Here is a 20759-nt window from a genome sequence, read left to right on the forward strand (position 1 = left end):
CGATTGAATGAATATCGCATTGATAGCACACGACCGGAAAAAAGATGATTTGATAGAATTTGCAATAGCTTATGAACCTATTTTGTCGAAGCATCATTTATACGCAACGGGAACGACAGGTTCCCGTTTGGTCGAAGGGACAGGCTTATCGGTCCACCGTTTCCAATCCGGCCCGCTTGGCGGCGACCAGCAGATCGGGGCGATGATAGCCCGGAACGAAATGGACATGATCATCTTTTTCCGCGACCCGCTGACGGCGCAGCCGCACGAACCGGATGTCACGGCTTTGATCCGTCTCTGTGATGTTTACCAAATCCCGCTCGCGACCAATATGGGAACAGCAGAAGTCCTCCTGAAAGGCCTGGAAAACGGATTGGTCGATTGGCGGCTCCTGAGTGACCGCCGGAAATAGGAGGAGAGAGTTTGCGAAAAATGAAGATTGGAATTACATGTTATCCGACGGTCGGCGGATCTGGCGTAGTGGCGACTGAACTGGGAAAAATGCTGGCTGAAAAAGGCCATGAAATCCATTTCATCACGTCGAGCACGCCGTTCCGGCTGAACCGGCTGTATGCGAATATATTCAGCCACCAAGTGGATGTCAACAGCTATTCGGTGTTTCAATACGCGCCATATGACATCGCGCTGGCAACCAAGATTGCCGAAGTGATCAAAAATGAAGAACTCGACCTGCTGCATGTGCATTACGCCATCCCGCATGCCGTCTGTGCAATACTGGGGCGCGATATGGCAGGGTCCGATATCGGCATCGTCACGACTTTGCATGGCACCGATATTACAGTACTCGGCACGGACAGTTCATTGAAAGATGCAATCCGCTACGGTATCGAGAAATCCGATGTCGTGACGGCAGTTTCGGATTCATTGAAACAGCAGACCTATGACATGATCGCGCCGGAAAAACAGATTGAAACCGTCCATAACTTTGTCGATGAACGGGAATATTATTTGCGGGATTCCCTCAAGCTGAAGGAAGAGCTGGGCATCGAAGTGCATGAAAAAGTATTGATCCATGTGTCGAATTTCCGCAAGGTGAAGCGTGTGGAAGATGTAGTTTCCACTTTTGCGAAAGTGCAAAAAAAAGTCGGCGCCAAATTATTGCTGGTAGGAGACGGCCCTGAGATGAGCCGCATCCATCAGCAAGTGAAAGACCTCCATATCGAGCAGGAAGTCTTATTTCTCGGCAAGCGCGACAATCTATCGGAACTCTACAGCATGAGCGACGTGAAATTGCTGATGTCGGAAAAGGAAGCATTCGGACTCGTCTTGCTAGAAGCGATGGCATGCGGCGTGCCGGCAATCGGAACGCAAGTGGGGGGCATCCCTGAAATCATCGAGCCCGGTGAAAACGGATTTTTGGTGGAACTGGGCGATATCGATGCAGCGGCAGATGCGGCGATCCGCATATTGACCGATGGCAAGCTCCACGAAAAAATGTCCGCAACGGCTTTGGAAACGGCAACCAGACGTTTCAGTTCAGAGAAGATCCTAGCCGAATACGAAACGCTTTACGCGCGCTTGCTGGAAAAGGCCGATAAGCAATGAAACGGGCCAAGTACATCATCGCGCGTTTAAAAGAAGCGGGTTTTGAAGCCTATATGGTCGGGGGGGCGGTACGGGATTATTTGCGCGGAGCCGTGCCCCATGATATCGATGTAGCGACATCCGCGTCGCCCGAGCAAGTGAAAGCCCTGTTCGAACGGTCGATCGACACAGGAATTGAACACGGGACGGTCATGATCCTCATTGAAGGGCAAGGAACTGAAGTCACGACATTCCGCACAGAAAGCGGCTATTCGGATAATCGGCGTCCGGATAAGGTGGAATTCGTCAAATCATTGCATGAAGATCTGAAACGCCGTGATTTCACCATCAATGCGATGGCAATGACTGAGCAAATGGAAATCATCGACCCTTTCGGAGGCAGGGATGATTTGAAAGCAGGCATCATCCGTGCAGTCGGAGTACCGGAAGAGCGTTTTTCGGAAGATGCTTTGCGCATGCTGCGGGCGATCCGTTTTTCGGGCCAGTTGAATTTCCAAATCGATTTAGCGACCAAACAAGCCATCAGCGATTACGCAAAGAACATACAGTCCGTCGCGATGGAGCGCGTCAAGGCGGAATTGGACAAAGTCATGGTTTCCGCAGCCCCGGGCATCAGCATGAAGTATTTGGTCGAGACCCGCTTGACCCGTTTTTTGCCATCCGGCGGCTTATTTGAGCTGGATTGGTCTGGATACACGGCAAGCTTCGATCCGCTATCTGGATGGTTTTACCTATTGCATAAACATGGCGAGGCTTTCAGCGCCATCCGTGACTACCGTTTTTCCAACCAGGACAAAAAAGACCTTCAGCGGGCACTGGAAGCGAGCCGGTTGCCACTGTGGGATGACTGGGTTTATTACAGCTTCACGGAACGCCAGTTGACGATCGCACAGGCCGCAACGCATAAAACGGAAGCGGTGAAAGAGCGGCAGCAGGCATTGCCAATCCAATCGAAATCGGAGCTAGCGGCCAATGGGCGCGACTTGATGGAATGGGCAGGGAAAAAAGCAGGTCCATGGCTGAAAGATTGGACCTTGCGTATTGAAAAAGCAGTGGTCGAACGCCGCTTGGCCAATGATAAAGAACGGATAAAGGACTGGTTTATAGATGAATATCACCGTCACACATAAATTGGCGACACGGCTATTGGAAGCAGGGGCGGAGCCGGTGTCCGGCCAGCAATTGGCAGAAGAATTCGGAGTTTCGAGAACGGCGATTTGGAAACATATGAAGGAACTCGAGGAAATGGGCTATGAAATCGAATCGGTGCGCAAAAAAGGCTACCGCATCCAAAAAAGCCCGGACAGCCTGGAAGCCTTTCTTGTCCAGGCCGGACTCAAGACGGAGAAAATCGGCCGGCGGATCGAATATCTGGAGCAATGCGCCTCGACTCAAATCGTTGCGCATCAATTGGCACAAGAAGGCGCTCCGGATGGAACGGTCGTCATTGCGGAGCTTCAGACTGAAGGCAGGGGACGCTTGATGAGAAAATGGGATTCTGCCAAAGGCCAGGGAATCTGGATGAGCGTCATCCTGCGGCCAGACGTCCCGCCCCATAAAGCTCCCCAATTCACATTGGTCGCAGCGGTGGCGATTGTCCGTGCAATCCAGGCCGTCATCGGGCTGGAAGCATCGATCAAATGGCCGAACGATATCCTGTTCGGAACGAAAAAAGCGACAGGAATCCTGACCGAGCTGCAATCGGATGCAGATGGCATCCAAGCGCTGATCATCGGTATCGGGGTCAATGTCAATCAAGAGCGGGAAGATTTCGATGTTGAGGTCCAGGACATTGCGACATCTTTGCACCTTGAATCCGGGCAGCTAGTAAACCGCAGGAAGTTGGTGCAGGAAATCCTGCATTCCCTTGAAATCTATACACAGATGTATATTGAAGAGGGCTTTGCCCCATTAAAAGAATTATGGGAAGGGCATTCCGCAACAATCGGGAAAGCCGTCCGCGCCCGCATGTCACGCGAAACCTTAGAAGGCATTGCAGAAGGCATAACAGAAGATGGCGTCTTGCAGCTGCGGACGGCGGACGGCAGGCTCCACGGCATCTATTCGGCAGACATCGAGCTGAAGTAATGGATGTAGGCATATCACAGAAATTCTGCTATAGTGAAAATAACGGGCAGTATCCGATGCGAACTGCACCGTGGCACATGAACGGAAGCATTAAATGAATACGATTCTGCCTTGATCATTACATGACAGGGACGGAGGAAACCGAATTGGAATTTTCTGTCCTTCTGTCTTCTGACAGAAGGTTTTTTATATGGTTTTCTCCTAAAAAAGGAGAGGAAAACATGCAAGTCATAAACACGGTTAAGGATTTGAGAAATTGGGTCCGGAGTACAAAAGGCAGCGGGCAATCGATTGGATTGGTGCCGACGATGGGGTTTTTGCACGAAGGGCATCTATCGCTAGTTGAATCCGCAAAATCGGAAAACGGCCAGGTCGTCATTAGCATTTTCGTTAACCCTGCCCAATTCGGGCCGAATGAGGATTATGACCGCTATCCGCGCGATTTTGAACGGGACAGCAAACTCGCTGAAAAAGCGGGCGTCGACGTGGTATTTGCGCCATCGGCAGAAGAGATGTATCCGCGTGAATCGCAAATCACGATGGCAGCGGGAGCGCTTGCGAATGTCATGTGCGGAAAAAGCCGCCCCGGCCATTTCAATGGCGTATTGAAAGTGGTGACGAAATTATTCCATCTCGTCCAGCCCGACACGGCCTATTTCGGCCAGAAGGATGCACAGCAGCTGGCCATCATCGAATCGCTTGTGCGGGATTTCGATTTTCCGCTGGAAATCCGCCGCATCGACACAGTGCGTGAACAGGACGGTCTTGCCAAAAGCTCGCGCAATGTCTATTTGAGCGAAACGGAACGCGCCGAAGCGCCAAAACTTTATCAAGCCCTGCAAGTAGGGGTGACGGCCGCACGCGATGGCAAAGACCCGATCCCGGGTATGGCCCGGTTCATCGAGTCGGCAACATCCGGAACGATCGATTACATCGAGCTGCTGTCCTATCCGGACTTGACTGAAGAACCAAACGGGCAAGCGATCCTCGCACTCGCTGTCCAATTCCAGAAAGCGCGGCTCATCGACAATATCATTTTCAATTTAAAGGAGAACTGACCTATGCTTAGAATGATGCTCAATTCCAAAATCCACCGTGCGACGGTAACTGAAGCCGATTTGAATTATGTCGGCAGCATCACGATTGACCAGGATCTATTAGATGCAGTTGGCATGCTGCCGAATGAGAAAGTCCATATCGTCAATAATAATAATGGCGCCCGTTTCGAAACGTATATCATCGCCGGAGAACGCGGCAGCGGCGTCATCTGTGTCAATGGTGCAGCAGCGCGTCTCGTGCAGCGCGGGGACATCGTCATCATCTTATCGTACGGCTATGTCATGGATAAAGATGCGCGCAGCCATAAACCGACTGTGGCGATTATGGACGCAGACAATTCCATCAAGGAAATCATCCATTACGAACCGGAAGCGACGGTCATGTAGGGATCGATACTTGAACACTCCAAAAGGGGAAAGCTCCCCCTTTTGGAGTGTTTCTTTTTTTGGCGTGTTCCCGCCGGCGAACAGCTGGCGAATATGTTACAATTTTTCCTGAGAGAATCACCTGAGAAAGAGGGGTTATCATGAATTCCCAAAAATATGTCGTTGTCGATATCGAAACAACGGGCCATTCCCCTGCAAAAGGTGACCGGATCATCCAACTGGCGATGGTGGCGATCGAACAAGGAGAAATCGTTGATACATATACGAAATTTATTAATCCGCAACGGAAAATTCCGGCGTTTATACAGGATCTGACCAATATAACGGAGCGCGACGTGGAAGGTGCAGAGCCTTTTGAAGCGTACGCCGAGGAAATCTACAGGCAATTGGAAGGCGCTATTTTCATTGCCCATAACATCCATTTCGATTTACCGTTTTTGCAAGCGGAACTGAGCCGTGCCGGCATGCCGAAATGGCAGGGGCTGGCCATGGATACTGTGGAGCTTTCACGCCTTGTCTATCCGACGGCCTTCAGTTATAAATTGCAGGACATTGCGGCAGAACAAGGCATTCGCTTGAACAACGCGCATCGCGCTGATGATGATGCCTTGGCGACAGCTGAACTGTTTTTACGGGCGAAACATGAACTGGCTGAACTTCCTTATGATACGCTTGTCCTGTTGCATAAGCGGTCTTTCCAATTGAAATCGGACCTGTCGCGTTTGCTGTTTGAAATTACGCAGCAAAAACGCAACGGCCAAGCCGATCGATATGGCCGTTTCCGCGGCATTCCGATTGTCCCGAAAGCGGAGCGCGCGCAAGTCTCCGACGATTCGCCGCAGCAGTCCGCTTGGCGAAAAGGGCTGGAAATGGTCAAGCCGGAATACGAACAGCGGCCGAGCCAAGTCGCGATGATGCAAGCGGTGGAGCGGGCAATCCATGAGCGAAGTGAATTGGTAATTGAAGCATCGACAGGCATGGGCAAGACACTGGGCTACTTGCTGCCGGCTGCGGCTTATGCTAAGGAATCCGGCAAGCAAGTGGTCATCAGTACGTATACGACCCACCTGCAGGACCAGCTCGTCTCCAAGGAAGTCAAGCTCGCAGAAGAGTTTCTCGGAGCAAACATCCACGTCGCGCTCATTAAAGGGTTGTCGCATTATATCGATTTGGGACGCTTTTTCGAGTTGCTTCACGGGGAAGATGAGTCTTATGATGAAACGTTCACGATCATGCAGATCATGGTCTGGCTGGCTTCAACACGGACCGGAGACTTAAACGAATTGAACGTGTCGAGCGGCGGCCAATTGCTGGTCGACAAAGTGCGCCGTTCGCATTTGAGGAAATTGACAAAGCTTGAAAAAACCGTCGATTTCTATGAACATGCATTGACTGAAGCCGAACATGCCCATGTCATTGTGACCAACCATGCATTCCTGTTGAACCCGCATAACCAAAAACGGGCAATATTGAAGAACGTCGAGGCCTATATATGGGATGAAGCGCATCAAGTCGTGCAGGCGGCTGTTGCCCATAAAGAGAAAACTTTCGTCTACACGCAATGGCGCTATGTATTCGGCCAATTGGGCAGTTTTGATGAAAACCAGCTGTTTTCAAAATTCTACCGCGTCGCTGAATCGCACGGCTTTGCCAGGGTACCCGAGCTATTGCAAATGGAATCTTTGTATTTGAAGTACACCAGTTTATTCGATGAAGTGACGCTCTATCTTGCGCAGGCTTTCCAGAACAAATTCCATAATAGCCGCACGCGGAAATGTGCATCTTTATTGGATGAATTGGATTTCGAACGGGAAAGTTTCATGGATTTCCTGAGATTCTTGAATAGTTGGATCGACATCGCCCAGACCATCCTGCAAAAAGCAGAACGCTACACGGAACTGACGATGAATGAACGGCTTGTGCTCGCAGATTTCCGTTATTGGACTGAAGAGCTGATGCTGAAATCGGTGGAGTTCAGTGAGATTTTCCTGTTCCCGAAAGAAGATGAAGTTTCCTGGATCGAAGGTGACCTGCGCAGCATGCCGACGAGCTTGTCCCTTTACAAACGCCCCTATGAAGTCGCGTCGCTTGTCGATAAATTCATCGGCCAGGCGAGAGGCGAAAAAGCGGTCATTTGGCTGTCGGGCACGATGAGCGTTCCGTCGAATGAACGCTTTATCGTCAACCAGCTCGGCATACCGAATCAGGTGCCGATCGAAAAGTTTGAACCTGCCGATCAATTTTACAGCGGCGCAAAAGTCTATATCGTTGAAGACATGCCGGACATCCAGCAAGTGTCCCAACAGGAATACATCGAATCCGTGGCGGACGCGGTCACCCAGACGGTGCTTGTCACCGAAGGGCGCTGTTTTGTCTTGTTCACGTCACAGGACATGCTGAGGAAAACGGTTGATTTGATCCAGGATTCCCAGCTGCTCGATGATTATATGCTGTTTGCGCAAGGCATGTCTTCAGGCAGCCGCATGAAATTATTGAAGTCGTTCCAGCGGTTCCAGAAATCGGTGCTGTTCGGGACGAATAGTTTCTGGGAAGGTGTCGATGTGCCAGGTGATGCGCTGCGCGCCGTCGTCGTCGTGAGGCTGCCCTTTACATCTCCTGAAGAGCCGGTTTTCAAAGCGAAATCACGGATCATCTCCAAGGAAGGCTTCAATCCGTTCATGCATTACGCCTTGCCGGAAGCAGTGCTGCGCTTACGCCAGGGATTCGGGCGGCTGATCCGCTCGAAAAAGGACAAGGGCTTATTTATCGTGCTGGACCGCCGCATTGAAACCAAATCATACGGTGAGGAATTCCTGCATGCTTTGCCTGAGGTACCGGTCGCCAAAGTGTCTTTGGAAAAGATGGTAACCGATATTGAACATTGGTATAATAGGCAAGGATAAAGAGGCGGGAATTGCCCCCCCTCAACCGAAAGGAAGTGCCGAACAATGGAATCCAAGATCGAAGTATTAAACACGGTGCAAGTCGAATATCAATCCGACCTGTACAAAGTGGTCGATGCATTGAACCGGACATTGAAAGATCGCGATTTGATGTTTGGCCTGGCGCTCGATAAAGACGACCAGTCAAAAGCGGTTTTCACAATTTATAAAACCTAGGTGATCATATGAAAGAGTGGATGAAGTTCATCATCGTTTTTCTGTCTTTTTTGGCTGTAGCCATAGTGCTGGTCATTTTATTCCTCGGCAATAAACCGTTCTCGGAAGCGGAACAAGCGGCAGTTGAAAAAGTGGAGGCAGAAGGGCTGCTTGATGAAGTGGAGCGGGCCTATGTCTATTCCAGTTCAACACAATCCGTGACGGTTCTAGGCACGGACGGGGAAGGGCAGATAAAGGCCGCCTTCGTTCCTGATGAAGGGGATATGGAAGTATTGATGCTTGAAGGCCAAGTGACTGCCCAACAAGCGCGCGAGATCGTTCAGGAAGATATGGAAGTCGAGGAAATCCTCCACACGAAGCTCGGCATGGAAGAGGCCGGTGCCGTATGGGAAATCGCCTTTTTGAACGAAGCTGGGCGCTTGAACTACGTCTATCTCCTGGCGGAAGACGGCACTTGGTGGAAACGCATATTGAATTTGTGAAAGGGTTGATCAATTTGTTGAAATTAGCGAACCGCGTACAGACCTTGACGCCATCCACGACTTTGGCGATCACGGCAAAAGCGAATGAACTGAAAGCCCAAGGCGTCGACGTCATAGGGCTCGGGGCAGGGGAGCCGGATTATAATACGCCTCAAAACATCCTCGACGCAGCCGGGCACTCCATGGAACAAGGCAAGACAAAATATACACCTGCCGGCGGTTTGCCTGCATTGAAACAAGCCATCCAGGACAAATTGCAGCGAGATCAGGGACTAAGCTATGACAAAAGTGAAATCATGGTCGGGGTCGGGGCAAAACATGTACTTTATACGCTATTCCAAGTATTGTTGAACGAAGGCGACGAAGTCATCATCCCGATCCCTTACTGGGTCAGCTATCCGGAACAGGTGAAATTGGCTGGGGGCGTGCCGGTATACATAGAGGCAACGGCCGGCCAGTCCTATAAAGCCACCCCGCAACAATTGCGCGAAGCGATCACGGACCGCACGAAAGCCGTCATCATCAACTCACCGAGCAATCCGACGGGCATGCTATATTCGAAGGAAGAACTCGAAGCACTCGCTGAAGTATGCCGCGAAGCGGATATACTCATCGTTTCCGATGAAATCTATGAAAAGTTGATTTATGGCGATGCTGTCCATACTTCCGTGGCTGAACTGTCAGAAGATGCCAAAAACCGCACAGTCATCATCAATGGGGTTTCGAAATCACATTCGATGACCGGATGGCGGATCGGCTATGCGGCAGGCGATAAGGAATTGATCAAGGCCATGACCGACCTGGCGAGCCACTCGACTTCAAATCCGACCACCACTTCGCAATATGCAGCGATTGAAGCATACAATGGGCCGCAGGATGCAGTGGAAGAAATGCGGCAGGCGTTTGAAAGCCGGCTGGAAGCTATTTTCCCGAAACTGGAAGAAATTCCGGGATTCACCGTATTGCGTCCGCAAGGTGCGTTCTACTTATTGCCGGACGTTTCGGAAGCTGTAGCGAAGACCGGGTTTACTTCAGTCGATGACTTTGCGAAAGCATTGCTCGAGGAAGCGAATGTGGCGGTGATTCCAGGGTCTGGATTCGGCGCCCATTCGACTATCCGATTGTCGTATGCGACATCGCTCGAATTATTGGAGCAGGCGGTCGAACGCATCAGCCACTTCGTGCATAAACACTGGAAAGAATAAGCAATATACTTTTGGAGGCTATTTGACAGATGAAAAAAATCACTATCGCCGAAATGGCAAAATATAACGGACAAACCATCAAACTAGGCGCATGGGTCGCCAATAAACGCTCGAGCGGAAAAATCGCCTTTCTTCAATTGCGCGACGGTTCCGGCTTCGTACAGGGCGTTGTTGTCAAAGCGGAAGCGGGCGAAGAGATCTTTGCGAAAGCCAAAGCATTGACGCAAGAAACCTCATTGTATGTGACGGGTGAAGTGAAAGAAGATGAGCGCTCTGCCTTCGGCTATGAGCTGGCGATTTCGGATATCGAAGTGATCCAGGAAGCGAAAGATTTCCCGATTACGCCGAAAGAGCACGGCACGGAGTTCTTGATGGACAACCGCCACCTATGGCTGCGTTCTAGAAAACAGCATGCCATCATGAAAATCCGCAATGAAATCATCCGCGCGACGTATGAATTCTTCAATGACAACGGCTTTGTCAAAGTGGACCCGCCGATCTTGACGGGATCATCGCCGGAAGGCACATCGGAACTGTTTGCAACGAAATACTTCGATGAAGATGCCTATCTGTCACAGTCCGGCCAGCTTTATATGGAAGCGGCTGCGATGGCACTCGGGAAAGTATTCTCATTCGGGCCGACTTTCCGTGCCGAAAAATCGAAAACCCGCCGCCACTTGATCGAATTCTGGATGATCGAACCGGAAATGGCATTCGTGGAACACGCCGAGAGCCTGGAAGTGCAAGAACAATACGTGGCACATATCGTGCAATCCGTCTTGAAGAATTGCAAGCTTGAACTCGAGCGCCTTGGCCGCGACACAACGAAGCTGGAGAAAATCCAGGCGCCATTCCCGCGCGTCACATACGATGAAGCCATCAAATGGCTGAACGATAATGGCTACGATGACATTACATGGGGAGAAGATTTCGGGGCGCCTCACGAAACGGCTTTGGCTGAAAACTACGATCAGCCGATCTTCATCACGCATTACCCGACCGGCATCAAACCGTTCTATATGCAGCCACATCCGGATCGTGACGATGTCGTGCTGTGCGCTGACATGATCGCGCCGGAAGGCTACGGTGAAATCATCGGCGGATCTGAACGCATCCATGATTATGATTTGATGAAACAGCGTATCCAAGAACATAATCTGGATGAAGCTGCATACGAATGGTATTTGGATCTCAGCAAATACGGGGCGGTGCCGCATTCAGGATTCGGTTTAGGGCTTGAGCGCACTGTCGCTTGGATTAGCGGGGCGGAACATGTCCGCGAATCGATTCCATTCCCGCGTTTGTTGAACCGTCTATACCCTTAAAAAGGTTAAACAAGACGATAAGAAGCTGCCTGGCAGAAATCCCTTCAACAGAATTTTGCCGCGGCTGATGAAAAATCGGAGTGTTGAAGAAGCCTGTAATTTGCTGTAGATCAAAAAGAGAATCATCTTTTCTATAATCAAAAATCAGTGTTCTCTCCAAGGATTTGGAGCAGCTTATCGCCCGCTTCCCACCCGCGGGAAGCGAGCGATAAGCTTCGGAAATACAACTTCTTAAATTTCTCGACAAGCTGAAATATCCTGATAGATTTAGACAGCTAGAAATTCGCATATAGAAAGGTGGTTGGGATATGAAACAGTCTGACCGATTGCAGCAATGGATTGAGCAGGGAAATGTGACCATTTCCCAGCTTTTTTTTCAGTTTTACCGGCGCTTGAAAATCAGTGATGAAGAAGCGATCATGCTATTGCAGATCCACTCCTTCCAACAGGCGGGAAATGCATTTCCGACACCCGATGAAATCGCCTCCCGCATGTCTGCAAGCCAGAACGGCGTAACGACGATGCTGCAGAAATTGATGCAGCAAGGCTATTTATCGATACGCCAGGAGACGGCTGATGGCATGCTGACAGAGACGATTTCTCTGCAGCCTTTATGGGACAAGCTCGTGGACTGCCTGGAATTACAAGCGCATACCGAAAAAGAGCATACACAAAAAGAACAGGAAGGCGAGATCTTCCAGCTCTTTGAACAAGAATTCGGGCGCTTTTTATCGCCGATGGAGATCGAGACGATTTCCATGTGGATGGACCAGGACGGCCATACGCCGGAAATCATCCGCATGGCCTTGAAAGAAGCCGTCATTGCGCAGAAGATCAGCTTGCGCTATGTGGACCGCATCTTGTTTGAATGGAAGAAAAAGAACATCCGGACGTCGAGCCAAGTATCGCGGCATGCAAATTCGTTCCGGGAAAAAAACATCCGCATCCAGCCGCAGGAAAGCACAGCGAAAAAAGTGCAATTCTATAATTGGCTGGAAGAACGGAATTAGCAGGTGATAGGATGATGACGAAAAAAGAATGGCTCGCTTGCCTGGAAGAAATGGACCGCATGTTTCCGGATGCCCATTGTGAATTGATCCACCGCAACCCGTTCGATTTGGTCATTGCGGTCTTGCTGTCCGCACAATGCACCGACAAGCTCGTCAACAAAGTGACAGCGGATCTTTTCGAGAAATACCATACGCCGGAAGATTACTTGTCGGTGCCTTTGGAAGAATTGCAAGAAGACATCCGCTCGATCGGCCTGTTCCGCAATAAAGCGAAAAACATCCAGGCGCTCAGCCGCATGCTGATCGAGCAATTCAACGGCCGTGTACCGGAAGACCGCGATGTATTGATGACCTTGCCGGGCGTCGGGAGAAAGACCGCCAATGTGGTCGTTTCCGTGGCATTCAACAAGCCTGCCTTGGCAGTCGACACCCATGTCGAGCGTGTATCAAAACGCCTCGGCCTTTGCCGCTGGAAAGATTCTCCGCTCCAGGTGGAAGAGACGATCATGAAAAAAACGCCCGCAGAGGATTGGTCGAAAACCCATCACCAAATCATTTTCTTCGGCCGCTACCATTGCAAGGCGCAAAATCCCGGCTGTCATGTCTGCCCGCTGTTCGACCGATGCCGGGAAGGGAAAAAACGCGATAAAAAAGGGCTTGTGAAACATGACGCTGTCACGGAAATCAATTGACCAAGCCGTTTCGCCATTTTATGAGGACTGGTCAGCCTTATCGCAAAAGATAGAATCCTGTTTTGTCCAGGAAGCTAGTGGCTGCAGCACGCTCATTGCCGAAGGCTGGCAGCTTTACGAAGCATTGAAGACAGCGCTCTATGGCTTGTTCGGGAACTCTGCGCCATGTCCATTGAATGAAAGCGAGCGGCTGGAGTTTATCAGGAATTCCAGAAGCGCCCATGCAGCTTCAAGCCAGCTAACGCAATTATTCGCAGAGTTGAAGAAAAAGATTGCACGCATAAAAATCGGCTATCCGGCTGAATGAACGAACCCCGGACAGAAAATCCTTCTGTCCGGGGTTTTTTGCGCAATAAAAAAGGCCTGTCCCATAATCGGGGACAGGCCTTTAAAGACTAGGACAGGAAGTCAAGGTTGATCTTCATTGCTTTCCTCGTCTTCGTCATTTGAATTGTTGCCATTGCCGTTCCCATTACCGTTCCCATTACCATTGGACGAGGCATTGCTGCCTGATCCTTCCTCCGGTACTTCCGGCTGCTCTGGAGTGTCTACGGGTTCATCTGGGGTCTCGGCTGGTTCTTCCTCAGCCGGTTCTTCCTCGGCTGGTTCCTCCTCAGCTGGCTCCTCCTCAGCTGGCTCTTCCTCAGCGGGTTCTTCCTCAGCCGGTTCTTCTTCGGCTGGCTCTTCTTCAACCGGCTCTTCTTCAGCCGGTTCTTCTTCCGGTTCTTCCTCAGGCTCCTCTTCAGGAGGAGGCGAAATCTCGATAGTCGTGGAAGCAGGGTCGCTGCGTCTGCCATTTTGAGTGGCGACGACGCGGAAGGTATAAGTTACGCCTTCTTCGAGACCATCATAGGAATAGTTGGTATCGTCTGTCGTCGTCAGCACTTCGCCGTTGACGGAAACCTCGAATGATACATCATCCGAGCCGTGGCTCCAGCTCAAGTTAGCCGTGTTGTCGCTGACGTCTGCCCTCAATCCAGAAGGTCGGTCAGGGTCTGCCACAAATCGCTCTGATACTGTACTGGGCTCCGTCCCCCTAGCGAACAATTCTTCACTGCGCATGCTCCACGGGGTGAACGGGCTTGCCAAGCGAAGCGGTTCAGTGCCGACTTCGATGACTTCCTGTGTCACCGAATCCGGCTGCTGGAAGCTTGCCGTTTCCGGTGAAGAAATCTGGCTCATCACTTGCTTGTACAAGCGCTGTGCAAGCAAGCGTTCATCAGATGCCGTGTCGATCGGTGTTGAAATGGATGGGTATCCACTCCAGACCGAAATGGAATAATCGGTCGTGTAGCCTGCAAACCAGACATCAGGTGCAGAGCTGGAATCGAGGCCGAATTCTTCAAGTTTGTCTTCCGTATAGTTGGATGTACCGGTCTTGCCTGCCATATCCAATCCGCTGATCGCAGCTTCTTTTCCGGTCGATCCGGAAATGCTGGTATCAACGACATCGCGGAGCATGTCGGTCACCATATAAGCGGTACTGTCTTTCATTGCTGTCACCGGTTCAGGGGCGACGACTTCTTCCGTAGAACCGTCACGGAAGACGATTTTCTTGATCGTGTGCGGTTCAGTGAATACGCCGTTATTGCCAAACGCTGCGAAAGCACCGGCCAGTTCGACAGTGGAAATGTTGAATTCCGGAGTACCAAGTGCTGCGGATTCATAAATGCTGCCAAAATCCAATCCGAGTTTTTGAGTGAACTCACTGGCATTATCGGATCCGACTTCCGCTAGCGTCTTGACCGCCGGGATATTGCGCGAGCGGTACAAAGCTTCGCGTGCTGTCATCGGCCCGAGGAATTGGCCGTCGACATTGCGGATTTCCTGGCCGCTGCTATAGGAGTATTCCTCATCGACCAGTGTCTGGCCGGTTGACCAGTCTAAATATTCGATGGCGGGGCCATAGCTGACAAGCGGCTTGATCGTAGAGCCGATCACACGGTCTCTTGACGTGGCGAAGTTCCTGCGCACATCGCCTTCGTATTCACGGGCGGCACCGACTGCGCTGATGCCGCCTGTTTTTGTATCAACGACAGTCATGGCGGATTCGACTTCATCATCGAAGAAGAGATCCGATTCCATCGTTTCATTGACGCGTTCTTGGACATATGGTTCAAGTGTCGTGTAGATCGTCAAGCCTTCATCGAGCGAATAATCGCCTTCAAGCGATTCAAGTTCATCGACAACCATTTCCATGAATGCCGTGTATTCTGTGCTTTCTTCCGGGGAGGTGCGCTCTTCTTCAGGAAGAAGCGTCGATTCGACTGGCGTATTCCACGCTTCTTCTTTTTGCGCTGCATCGATTTTCCCGTGCTGTTCCATCAAATTCAAGACGACATCGCGGCGCTCTTCAGCTGCCTGCGGGTTCTTGAACGGGTTGTAACGGTTCGGGCTCTGCGGCATGCCGGCAAGAAGGGCAGCTTCGTGAAGTTCCAGTTCAGCAGGCGCCTTGCCGAAGAATTGCTCTGCTGCAGTACCGAACCCGTAAGTATTGCCTGACATCAGGATTTTATTGAAATACATCTCGAAAATTTCTTCTTTCGAATATTCCTGCTCCAGCTTGAAAGCCAAATAAGCTTCCTGTGCTTTCCGCTTCAGCGTTTTTTCATTGGAGAGGAACGAGTTCTTGATGACCTGCTGCGTGATGGTACTGGCTCCTTGAGACCCAAAGCCGCCCGTGACGTTGGCGACGACCGCACCGCCAAGGCGGATCAAGTCGATTCCCGAGTGGTCATAGAAACGGTTATCCTCTGTGGCGAGGATTGCATCTTCCATCATTTGGGGAATGTCTTCGTATTCCACGTATTCACGGTTTTGGGCAGTGAAATATGGAATTTCGGTTTCACCGTCGTTGGCCAGGAAAACAGGGCTGATCGGGTCTCTCAACAATTCTTCGTCGAGCTCAGGCGCGCTGGACGCATAGACAGCGAATAGGATGACCCCGAATAGAAAACCGGCGACAGCTAAGGCTGCTATAGCCAGAAGCCCTCTTATGATCCACGTTTTAGCTCCGGCTTTCTTTTGTTTGTTCGAGTTTTTCCGTTGCCGTTCAATTGATTTTCTGCGTTCTTCACGCGATATTTTCTTATCACTCACATGCGCTTCCTCACTTTCATGTATATGCTATTTCATTAGCTGATGGAGCACGGATAAATAGTCGATTCTCGGGAAAGCGCCTGGCTTTACTTCAACCGAAGATTCCTCTACCTCCGCTAAAGTCATTGATTTCCTGCCGCCTGTAACCATTCGTTTCCAATAGGTTTCCAATGTTTCGAATGGCAAGACGAAATAACGGTCGAGCGAAGAAAATCGGATGATCAGAAAGGCCAGGCCCCCGTGGCGGATGATGTCTGCCATATGGTGGACTTGGTGTTCGTGGATGTTCTTCAGCGGGAAAGAAGTCCGGATTTCAGTTTCTTTCGCTTCGAAGTCGATATAGCGGCCTTGCCAGATGCCGTTATAATCGGTCGTAGACGGGGCTTGGAAATAAGCTTCCCGGATGACCGCAGCGCTTCGTGACGGGTATTCGACACGCACGATCTGCACCGGCACGGGCTTTTTATGGATAACGGCTAGCCCGCGCTGCAAATAAAAGCTATTCGTTTCGTTCAGTTCATCTTCCAAGGTTTTCCCTCGATTGCTGAACGAAATATCTTTTTTCTTTTTCTGCACCGGCTGCACCGGCTGATTCTTCGGCGGAGAAAATTTCTTACCGTTTGGGTAATTGATCGCCATTTGTGATACACCTCGCTTACTTTATCATATCACACGCACCTAGACGACAAATATGATGAAAGGTTTCCGAACTTTATCCCTAATGATAGCGGATTTTCGAGCCAGCTCCAACTGAAAAGAATGCCTGTTCGGCAAACTGTATATGGCTTGCCGGATTGTGATAAACTAATGGCTATGGAGGGGAAGAAAATGGACCTCAAACAATTATCAAACAATCTTTACCAGGAATGCGATAGGTGTCTCGCACGCTTCAAGGAAATGCGCGAGCTGGATGCAGATCCTGATTTTTTCCAAGATGTAAAACCGTATGCCGATGAATGGCATGCTGCCATAGATGAATGGAAAGAAGCTTCACTTGCTTTTATCCGGAACGAACGCCCGAAATACGTTCATAAATTGCAAATCGACAATGCAGCGGACGGAATGGGGCAAGTGTTCGTACAAAGTTTCTATAAAGATACGAGCAAAAAACGTTTTGTCCAAACGATACAAGCGGCTCAGTACACGATACAGACCTTGCTTACAGCGATAGAGGAAAAGGGCGATGAGAAACAATGAGAATCAAAAAGACGATACCGGAAATCCTTAAAGAGTGGAAAGTGGAGCCGGAGATGATGGAACGCATTTACCATTGGCATACAAAGCCTGAAAAACCGGCTATCTATGCCGATTTCCCGGAAGCGATGCACGATAGCCTGAAACAGGCTTTGCGCAAAAAAGGCATCGATCAGTTGTATACCCATCAGCGGCAGGCGTTCGATTTGGCGCAAGCGGGTCATTCGTTCACGGCCGTGACGCCGACCGCATCCGGCAAATCGTACTGCTATCACTTGCCGGTGCTGCACAAAATATTGAATGACCCGAATGCGCGGGCCTTGTACTTGTTCCCGACGAAAGCTTTGGCGCAGGACCAGAAAAGCGATTTGCATGATCTGATCGAAAAGACCGAGCAGTCGATCCTGTCCTATACCTATGATGGCGACACGTCCCCGTCGATCCGGACCAAGGTAAGGAAAGCCGGACAAATCGTCATGACCAATCCTGACATGCTCCATTCCGGCATTTTGCCGCATCATACGAAATGGGTGTCTCTTTTTGAGAACCTTCATTATATAGTGATCGATGAGCTGCATACCTATAAAGGGGTCTTCGGTACCCATGTGGCGCACGTCATCCGCCGCCTGAAACGGATCTGCAACTTCTACGGCAGCGACCCGGTCTTTATCTGTACATCGGCGACCATTGCCAATCCGAAGCAGCTGGCCGAAAGCCTGACCAATACCGCCCATGAGTTGATCGACCAAAACGGCGCTCCGGCAGGGAAAAAACATATCCTGTTCTATAATCCGCCGATTGTCCATCCGACATTCGGCGTCCGGCGCAGTGCGGTGCTCGAAGTGCGGGACTTGGCGACGTATCTCGTCAAGCAAGGCGTCCAGACGATCGTTTTTGCTAAATCACGCGTGCGTGTGGAAATGCTGGTAACTTATTTAAACGAAATCACGAAATATAAGTTGCAGGACGAATCGATCAAAGGTTACCGCGGGGGCTATTTGCCGTCGGAGCGGCGAGCCATCGAAAAAGGTTTGCGCGATGGCTCGATCCAATGTGTCGTATCGACAAATGCACTGGAACTCGGCGTCGATATCGGCCAATTGCAGGCATGCATCATGACCGGCTATCCAGGCAATATCGCGAGCGCCTGGCAACAGGCGGGACGTGCGGGCAGGCGGCAGGATGAATCCCTTGTCGTCTATGTCGCGCAATCTACGGCACTTGACCAGTACATCATCAACCATCCGGAATATTTGCTCGACCAATCGCCGGAGGAAGCGCGCATCCATCCTGAGAACATCATCATCCTGATGGATCATTTGAAATGCGCATCATTCGAATTGCCGTTTTCAACGGAAGATATGTATGGGGAGTTCGATGTCCAGTCTTTGCTTGAATACCTTCAAGAAGAAGGGGTCCTTGTGCGGACATCGGACCGCTGGCATTGGATGAGCGACCGTTTTCCGGCGCACGATATTTCCTTGCGTTCGGCGACACAGGAAAACGTCGTCATCGTCGACCAATCGGTTCCGGCCGACACAAAAGTCATCGGCGAAATGGACCGCTTCAGTGCCATGACGCTCCTGCACGAAGAAGCGATCTACCTTCACCAAGGCACCCAGTTCCAAGTGGAGATCCTGGATTGGGAAGAGAAAAAAGCGTATGTGCGCGAAGTGGACGTCGATTATTTCACGGACGCGAACTTGGCGATCGAACTGAAAGTGATCAGCGAAGACAAGCATCGCAAGCTTCACCAGTCCAATGTGTATTACGGCGACGTGGCGGTTCTTGCCATGCCGACGATTTTCAAGAAAATCCGCTTTGATACACACGACAATATTGGCTCAGGGCCGATTTCACTTCCAGCTGAAGAATTGCATACCTCATCGACTTGGCTCAGCTTCGACAAGCCAGCCGATTTCAGCGATTCGGATTTGTCGGATATGATGACCGGTGCGGCTTATGCAATCGAAAGCTTTATCCCGATATTCGTGCAATGTGACCGGAGGGACGTCCACGTCGTACCGCAAGTGAAATCGCCGCATAACGACCAGCCATCGTTTTTCATTCATGATTCCTACCCGGGTGGCATCGGTATCAGCGAACGCATCTATGAGTTATGGCAGCCATTGCTTGAAAAAGCGCGCCAGCACGTCACGGAATGCCCATGCTTTGACGGTTGCCCGTCGTGCATAGGGGCTCAGGATGCGGCGATGGACATGAAAGGGCGCGTCATCGAATTGCTCATGGAATTGGAAAAAGAGGAGTGAGCGTATGTCTTTTGAAAATAAGCTGATGCAGATGAAGGGCATGCTGAACAAAAAACCGGCAGCCCGAAAAGCCCCATCGGCACCTGCACGGCCGCCTCATGAAAAGCAATGGAAAGAAATCGGCTTGACCTTGAAGGAAAATAAATTCGGCTTTGTCTATGAGAAGAAAATCGAGTATCCGCTCAATTACCGTCACGGCAACGTCGTGCTTGGCGAACTGGGCCGGGTGCTTGAGGCTTGGCAGAAAACCGATTACGACCATCCGTTCAAACTGGTTGAAGACACCCCTTTGGTATTTTTCGATACGGAAACGACGGGCCTCGGGGGAACGGGGGCTTATATTTTCCTGCTTGGCATATTGGAGAGGAAACAAGGCCGCTTCGAGATGACCCAATGGATCATGCCGGATCCCTCGCAAGAAGCAGCCTTTCTTTATGAGTCGAATTTATGGCAAGCGGGGGAGTCGGTCATTTTCTCCTATAATGGCAAAAGCTTCGACTGGCCACAGCTTCATTCGCGCTGGATGATGCACCGCGGGACCTTGCCGAAACTGCCGGATCCCAAACAGATCGATTTATTCCACGGCACGAAACGGATCTGGAAAAACGAATTGCAGCGGCTCAAGCTCAGCGTGATCGAGGAAGAGAAGCTCGGCTTTGCCCGCAGCGGGGACGTGCCGGGGTATTTGATTCCCGCGATCTATCTCGATGCCGTCAAGAGCGGATTTCCTGAAGGCTTGGCGAAAGTGCTGTATCATAATGAACTGGACATCCTGTCACTCGTGTCGCTTTATATCCGCTCATCCGATTTGCTGATGGAGGATCTTTCGAGCGAATCGAGCGGCGCCTATACGAATATCGGCAAATGGTATGCGGATTTGAAGCAATTCGACCAAAGCGCTGCCTACCTCGAACATGTGACGCTTGAACGCGGCGACGCCGGGGCGCTAGCGAGATTTCTGCTAGCAGTACAAAAAAAGCGCAAAGGCGATTATGGAGAAGCGCTTCAATTGTTCAAGGAAGCGGCACCCCATCTGAGAGGCCCCGTGGAAGTGGAGGCTTGGGTGCATTTAGCGAAACTCCACGAGCATCAATTCAAGGATCCGGCGCAGGCACTTGTCATGACAGGGTTTGCAAAAGAAGCAGCCAGCCATACGAAAGTCAGGAAGTCCATCTCGGATGACTTAGCCAAGCGCGAAACGCGGCTCGAGGAGAAAAAACGAAAAAAAGCCGCGGAATCCACGGTTGACGGAACACGATAAATA

19 protein-coding genes are annotated in these 20759 nt (G+C 50.7%); 17 read left to right on the forward strand and 2 right to left on the reverse strand.

Annotated features, from left to right (window positions below):
* Nucleotides 1-7: 7 nt before the first annotated feature.
* The 14 genes from mgsA to DP119_RS05950 all read left to right on the forward strand — a co-directional run bounded on the left by mgsA (nucleotide 8) and on the right by DP119_RS05950 (nucleotide 13239).
* On the forward strand, nucleotides 8-412 hold the full coding sequence (mgsA, locus tag DP119_RS05885) for a methylglyoxal synthase (RefSeq protein ID WP_112231692.1): 405 nt from the start codon (nucleotides 8-10) through the stop codon (nucleotides 410-412).
* An 11-nt stretch (nucleotides 413-423) separates the two neighbouring features.
* Nucleotides 424-1566, forward strand: a complete 1143-nt coding sequence (bshA, locus tag DP119_RS05890; RefSeq protein WP_205853838.1) for an N-acetyl-alpha-D-glucosaminyl L-malate synthase BshA — start codon at nucleotides 424-426, stop codon at nucleotides 1564-1566.
* Complete coding sequence (locus DP119_RS05895) at nucleotides 1563-2696, forward strand: CCA tRNA nucleotidyltransferase (protein WP_112231694.1); 1134 nt, start codon at nucleotides 1563-1565, stop codon at nucleotides 2694-2696. The genes bshA and DP119_RS05895 overlap by 4 nt, the downstream gene beginning before the upstream one ends.
* Nucleotides 2674-3654, forward strand: coding sequence for a biotin--[acetyl-CoA-carboxylase] ligase (locus tag DP119_RS05900; protein WP_112231696.1), 981 nt, complete (start codon nucleotides 2674-2676; stop codon nucleotides 3652-3654). Before DP119_RS05895 ends, DP119_RS05900 begins: the two co-directional genes overlap by 23 nt.
* Before the next feature lie 221 nt (nucleotides 3655-3875).
* Nucleotides 3876-4712: a pantoate--beta-alanine ligase gene (gene panC / locus DP119_RS05905; protein WP_112231698.1), complete on the forward strand. Its 837-nt coding sequence runs from the start codon at nucleotides 3876-3878 to the stop codon at nucleotides 4710-4712.
* A gap of 3 nt (nucleotides 4713-4715) precedes the next feature.
* Nucleotides 4716-5099 (forward strand): aspartate 1-decarboxylase, encoded by a 384-nt coding sequence (gene panD, locus DP119_RS05910; RefSeq protein WP_058380581.1) that lies wholly within the window; start codon nucleotides 4716-4718, stop codon nucleotides 5097-5099.
* Nucleotides 5100-5239: 140 nt separating this feature from the next.
* Complete coding sequence (dinG, locus tag DP119_RS05915; protein WP_205853839.1) at nucleotides 5240-8002, forward strand: ATP-dependent DNA helicase DinG; 2763 nt, start codon at nucleotides 5240-5242, stop codon at nucleotides 8000-8002.
* Between the two features lie 45 nt (nucleotides 8003-8047).
* A complete protein-coding gene (locus DP119_RS05920; protein ID WP_068869277.1) occupies nucleotides 8048-8218 on the forward strand; it encodes a YpmA family protein in 171 nt (56 codons plus the stop codon).
* An 8-nt stretch (nucleotides 8219-8226) separates the two neighbouring features.
* Nucleotides 8227-8700: a cell wall elongation regulator TseB-like domain-containing protein gene (locus DP119_RS05925; RefSeq protein ID WP_112231702.1), complete on the forward strand. Its 474-nt coding sequence runs from the start codon at nucleotides 8227-8229 to the stop codon at nucleotides 8698-8700.
* A gap of 14 nt (nucleotides 8701-8714) precedes the next feature.
* Nucleotides 8715-9905: a pyridoxal phosphate-dependent aminotransferase gene (locus tag DP119_RS05930; RefSeq protein ID WP_112231964.1), complete on the forward strand. Its 1191-nt coding sequence runs from the start codon at nucleotides 8715-8717 to the stop codon at nucleotides 9903-9905.
* A 29-nt stretch (nucleotides 9906-9934) separates the two neighbouring features.
* Nucleotides 9935-11230 (forward strand): asparagine--tRNA ligase, encoded by a 1296-nt coding sequence (gene asnS, locus DP119_RS05935; protein WP_112231704.1) that lies wholly within the window; start codon nucleotides 9935-9937, stop codon nucleotides 11228-11230.
* Between the two features lie 308 nt (nucleotides 11231-11538).
* On the forward strand, nucleotides 11539-12240 hold the full coding sequence (locus DP119_RS05940; RefSeq protein ID WP_112231706.1) for a DnaD domain-containing protein: 702 nt from the start codon (nucleotides 11539-11541) through the stop codon (nucleotides 12238-12240).
* An 11-nt stretch (nucleotides 12241-12251) separates the two neighbouring features.
* Nucleotides 12252-12932, forward strand: coding sequence for an endonuclease III (nth, locus tag DP119_RS05945; RefSeq protein WP_112231708.1), 681 nt, complete (start codon nucleotides 12252-12254; stop codon nucleotides 12930-12932).
* Nucleotides 12907-13239, forward strand: coding sequence for a YpoC family protein (locus tag DP119_RS05950; protein ID WP_112231710.1), 333 nt, complete (start codon nucleotides 12907-12909; stop codon nucleotides 13237-13239). Before nth ends, DP119_RS05950 begins: the two co-directional genes overlap by 26 nt.
* A 101-nt stretch (nucleotides 13240-13340) precedes the next feature.
* On the opposite strand, the gene DP119_RS05955 is transcribed toward DP119_RS05950, so the two are convergent.
* Nucleotides 13341-16031, reverse strand: coding sequence for a penicillin-binding protein 1A (locus DP119_RS05955; protein WP_112231712.1), 2691 nt, complete (start codon nucleotides 16029-16031; stop codon nucleotides 13341-13343).
* Nucleotides 16032-16058: 27 nt separating this feature from the next.
* Complete coding sequence (gene recU, locus DP119_RS05960; RefSeq protein ID WP_112231714.1) at nucleotides 16059-16670, reverse strand: Holliday junction resolvase RecU; 612 nt, start codon at nucleotides 16668-16670, stop codon at nucleotides 16059-16061.
* Nucleotides 16671-16859: 189 nt separating this feature from the next.
* Between recU and DP119_RS05965 the strand changes: the two genes are divergently transcribed.
* Genes DP119_RS05965 through DP119_RS05975 form a run of 3 tightly spaced genes read left to right on the forward strand, consistent with a single transcriptional unit; the run spans nucleotide 16860 to nucleotide 20756 of the window.
* Nucleotides 16860-17228 (forward strand): YppE family protein, encoded by a 369-nt coding sequence (locus DP119_RS05965; RefSeq protein WP_112231716.1) that lies wholly within the window; start codon nucleotides 16860-16862, stop codon nucleotides 17226-17228.
* Complete coding sequence (locus DP119_RS05970) at nucleotides 17225-19495, forward strand: DEAD/DEAH box helicase (RefSeq protein ID WP_112231718.1); 2271 nt, start codon at nucleotides 17225-17227, stop codon at nucleotides 19493-19495. Before DP119_RS05965 ends, DP119_RS05970 begins: the two co-directional genes overlap by 4 nt.
* Nucleotides 19496-19499: 4 nt before the next feature.
* Nucleotides 19500-20756, forward strand: coding sequence for a ribonuclease H-like domain-containing protein (locus DP119_RS05975; protein ID WP_112231720.1), 1257 nt, complete (start codon nucleotides 19500-19502; stop codon nucleotides 20754-20756).
* Nucleotides 20757-20759: the final 3 nt, after the last annotated feature.

It is taken from the genome of Planococcus maitriensis (genome assembly GCF_003289925.1).
Lineage (GTDB): Bacteria > Bacillota > Bacilli > Bacillales_A > Planococcaceae > Planococcus > Planococcus maitriensis.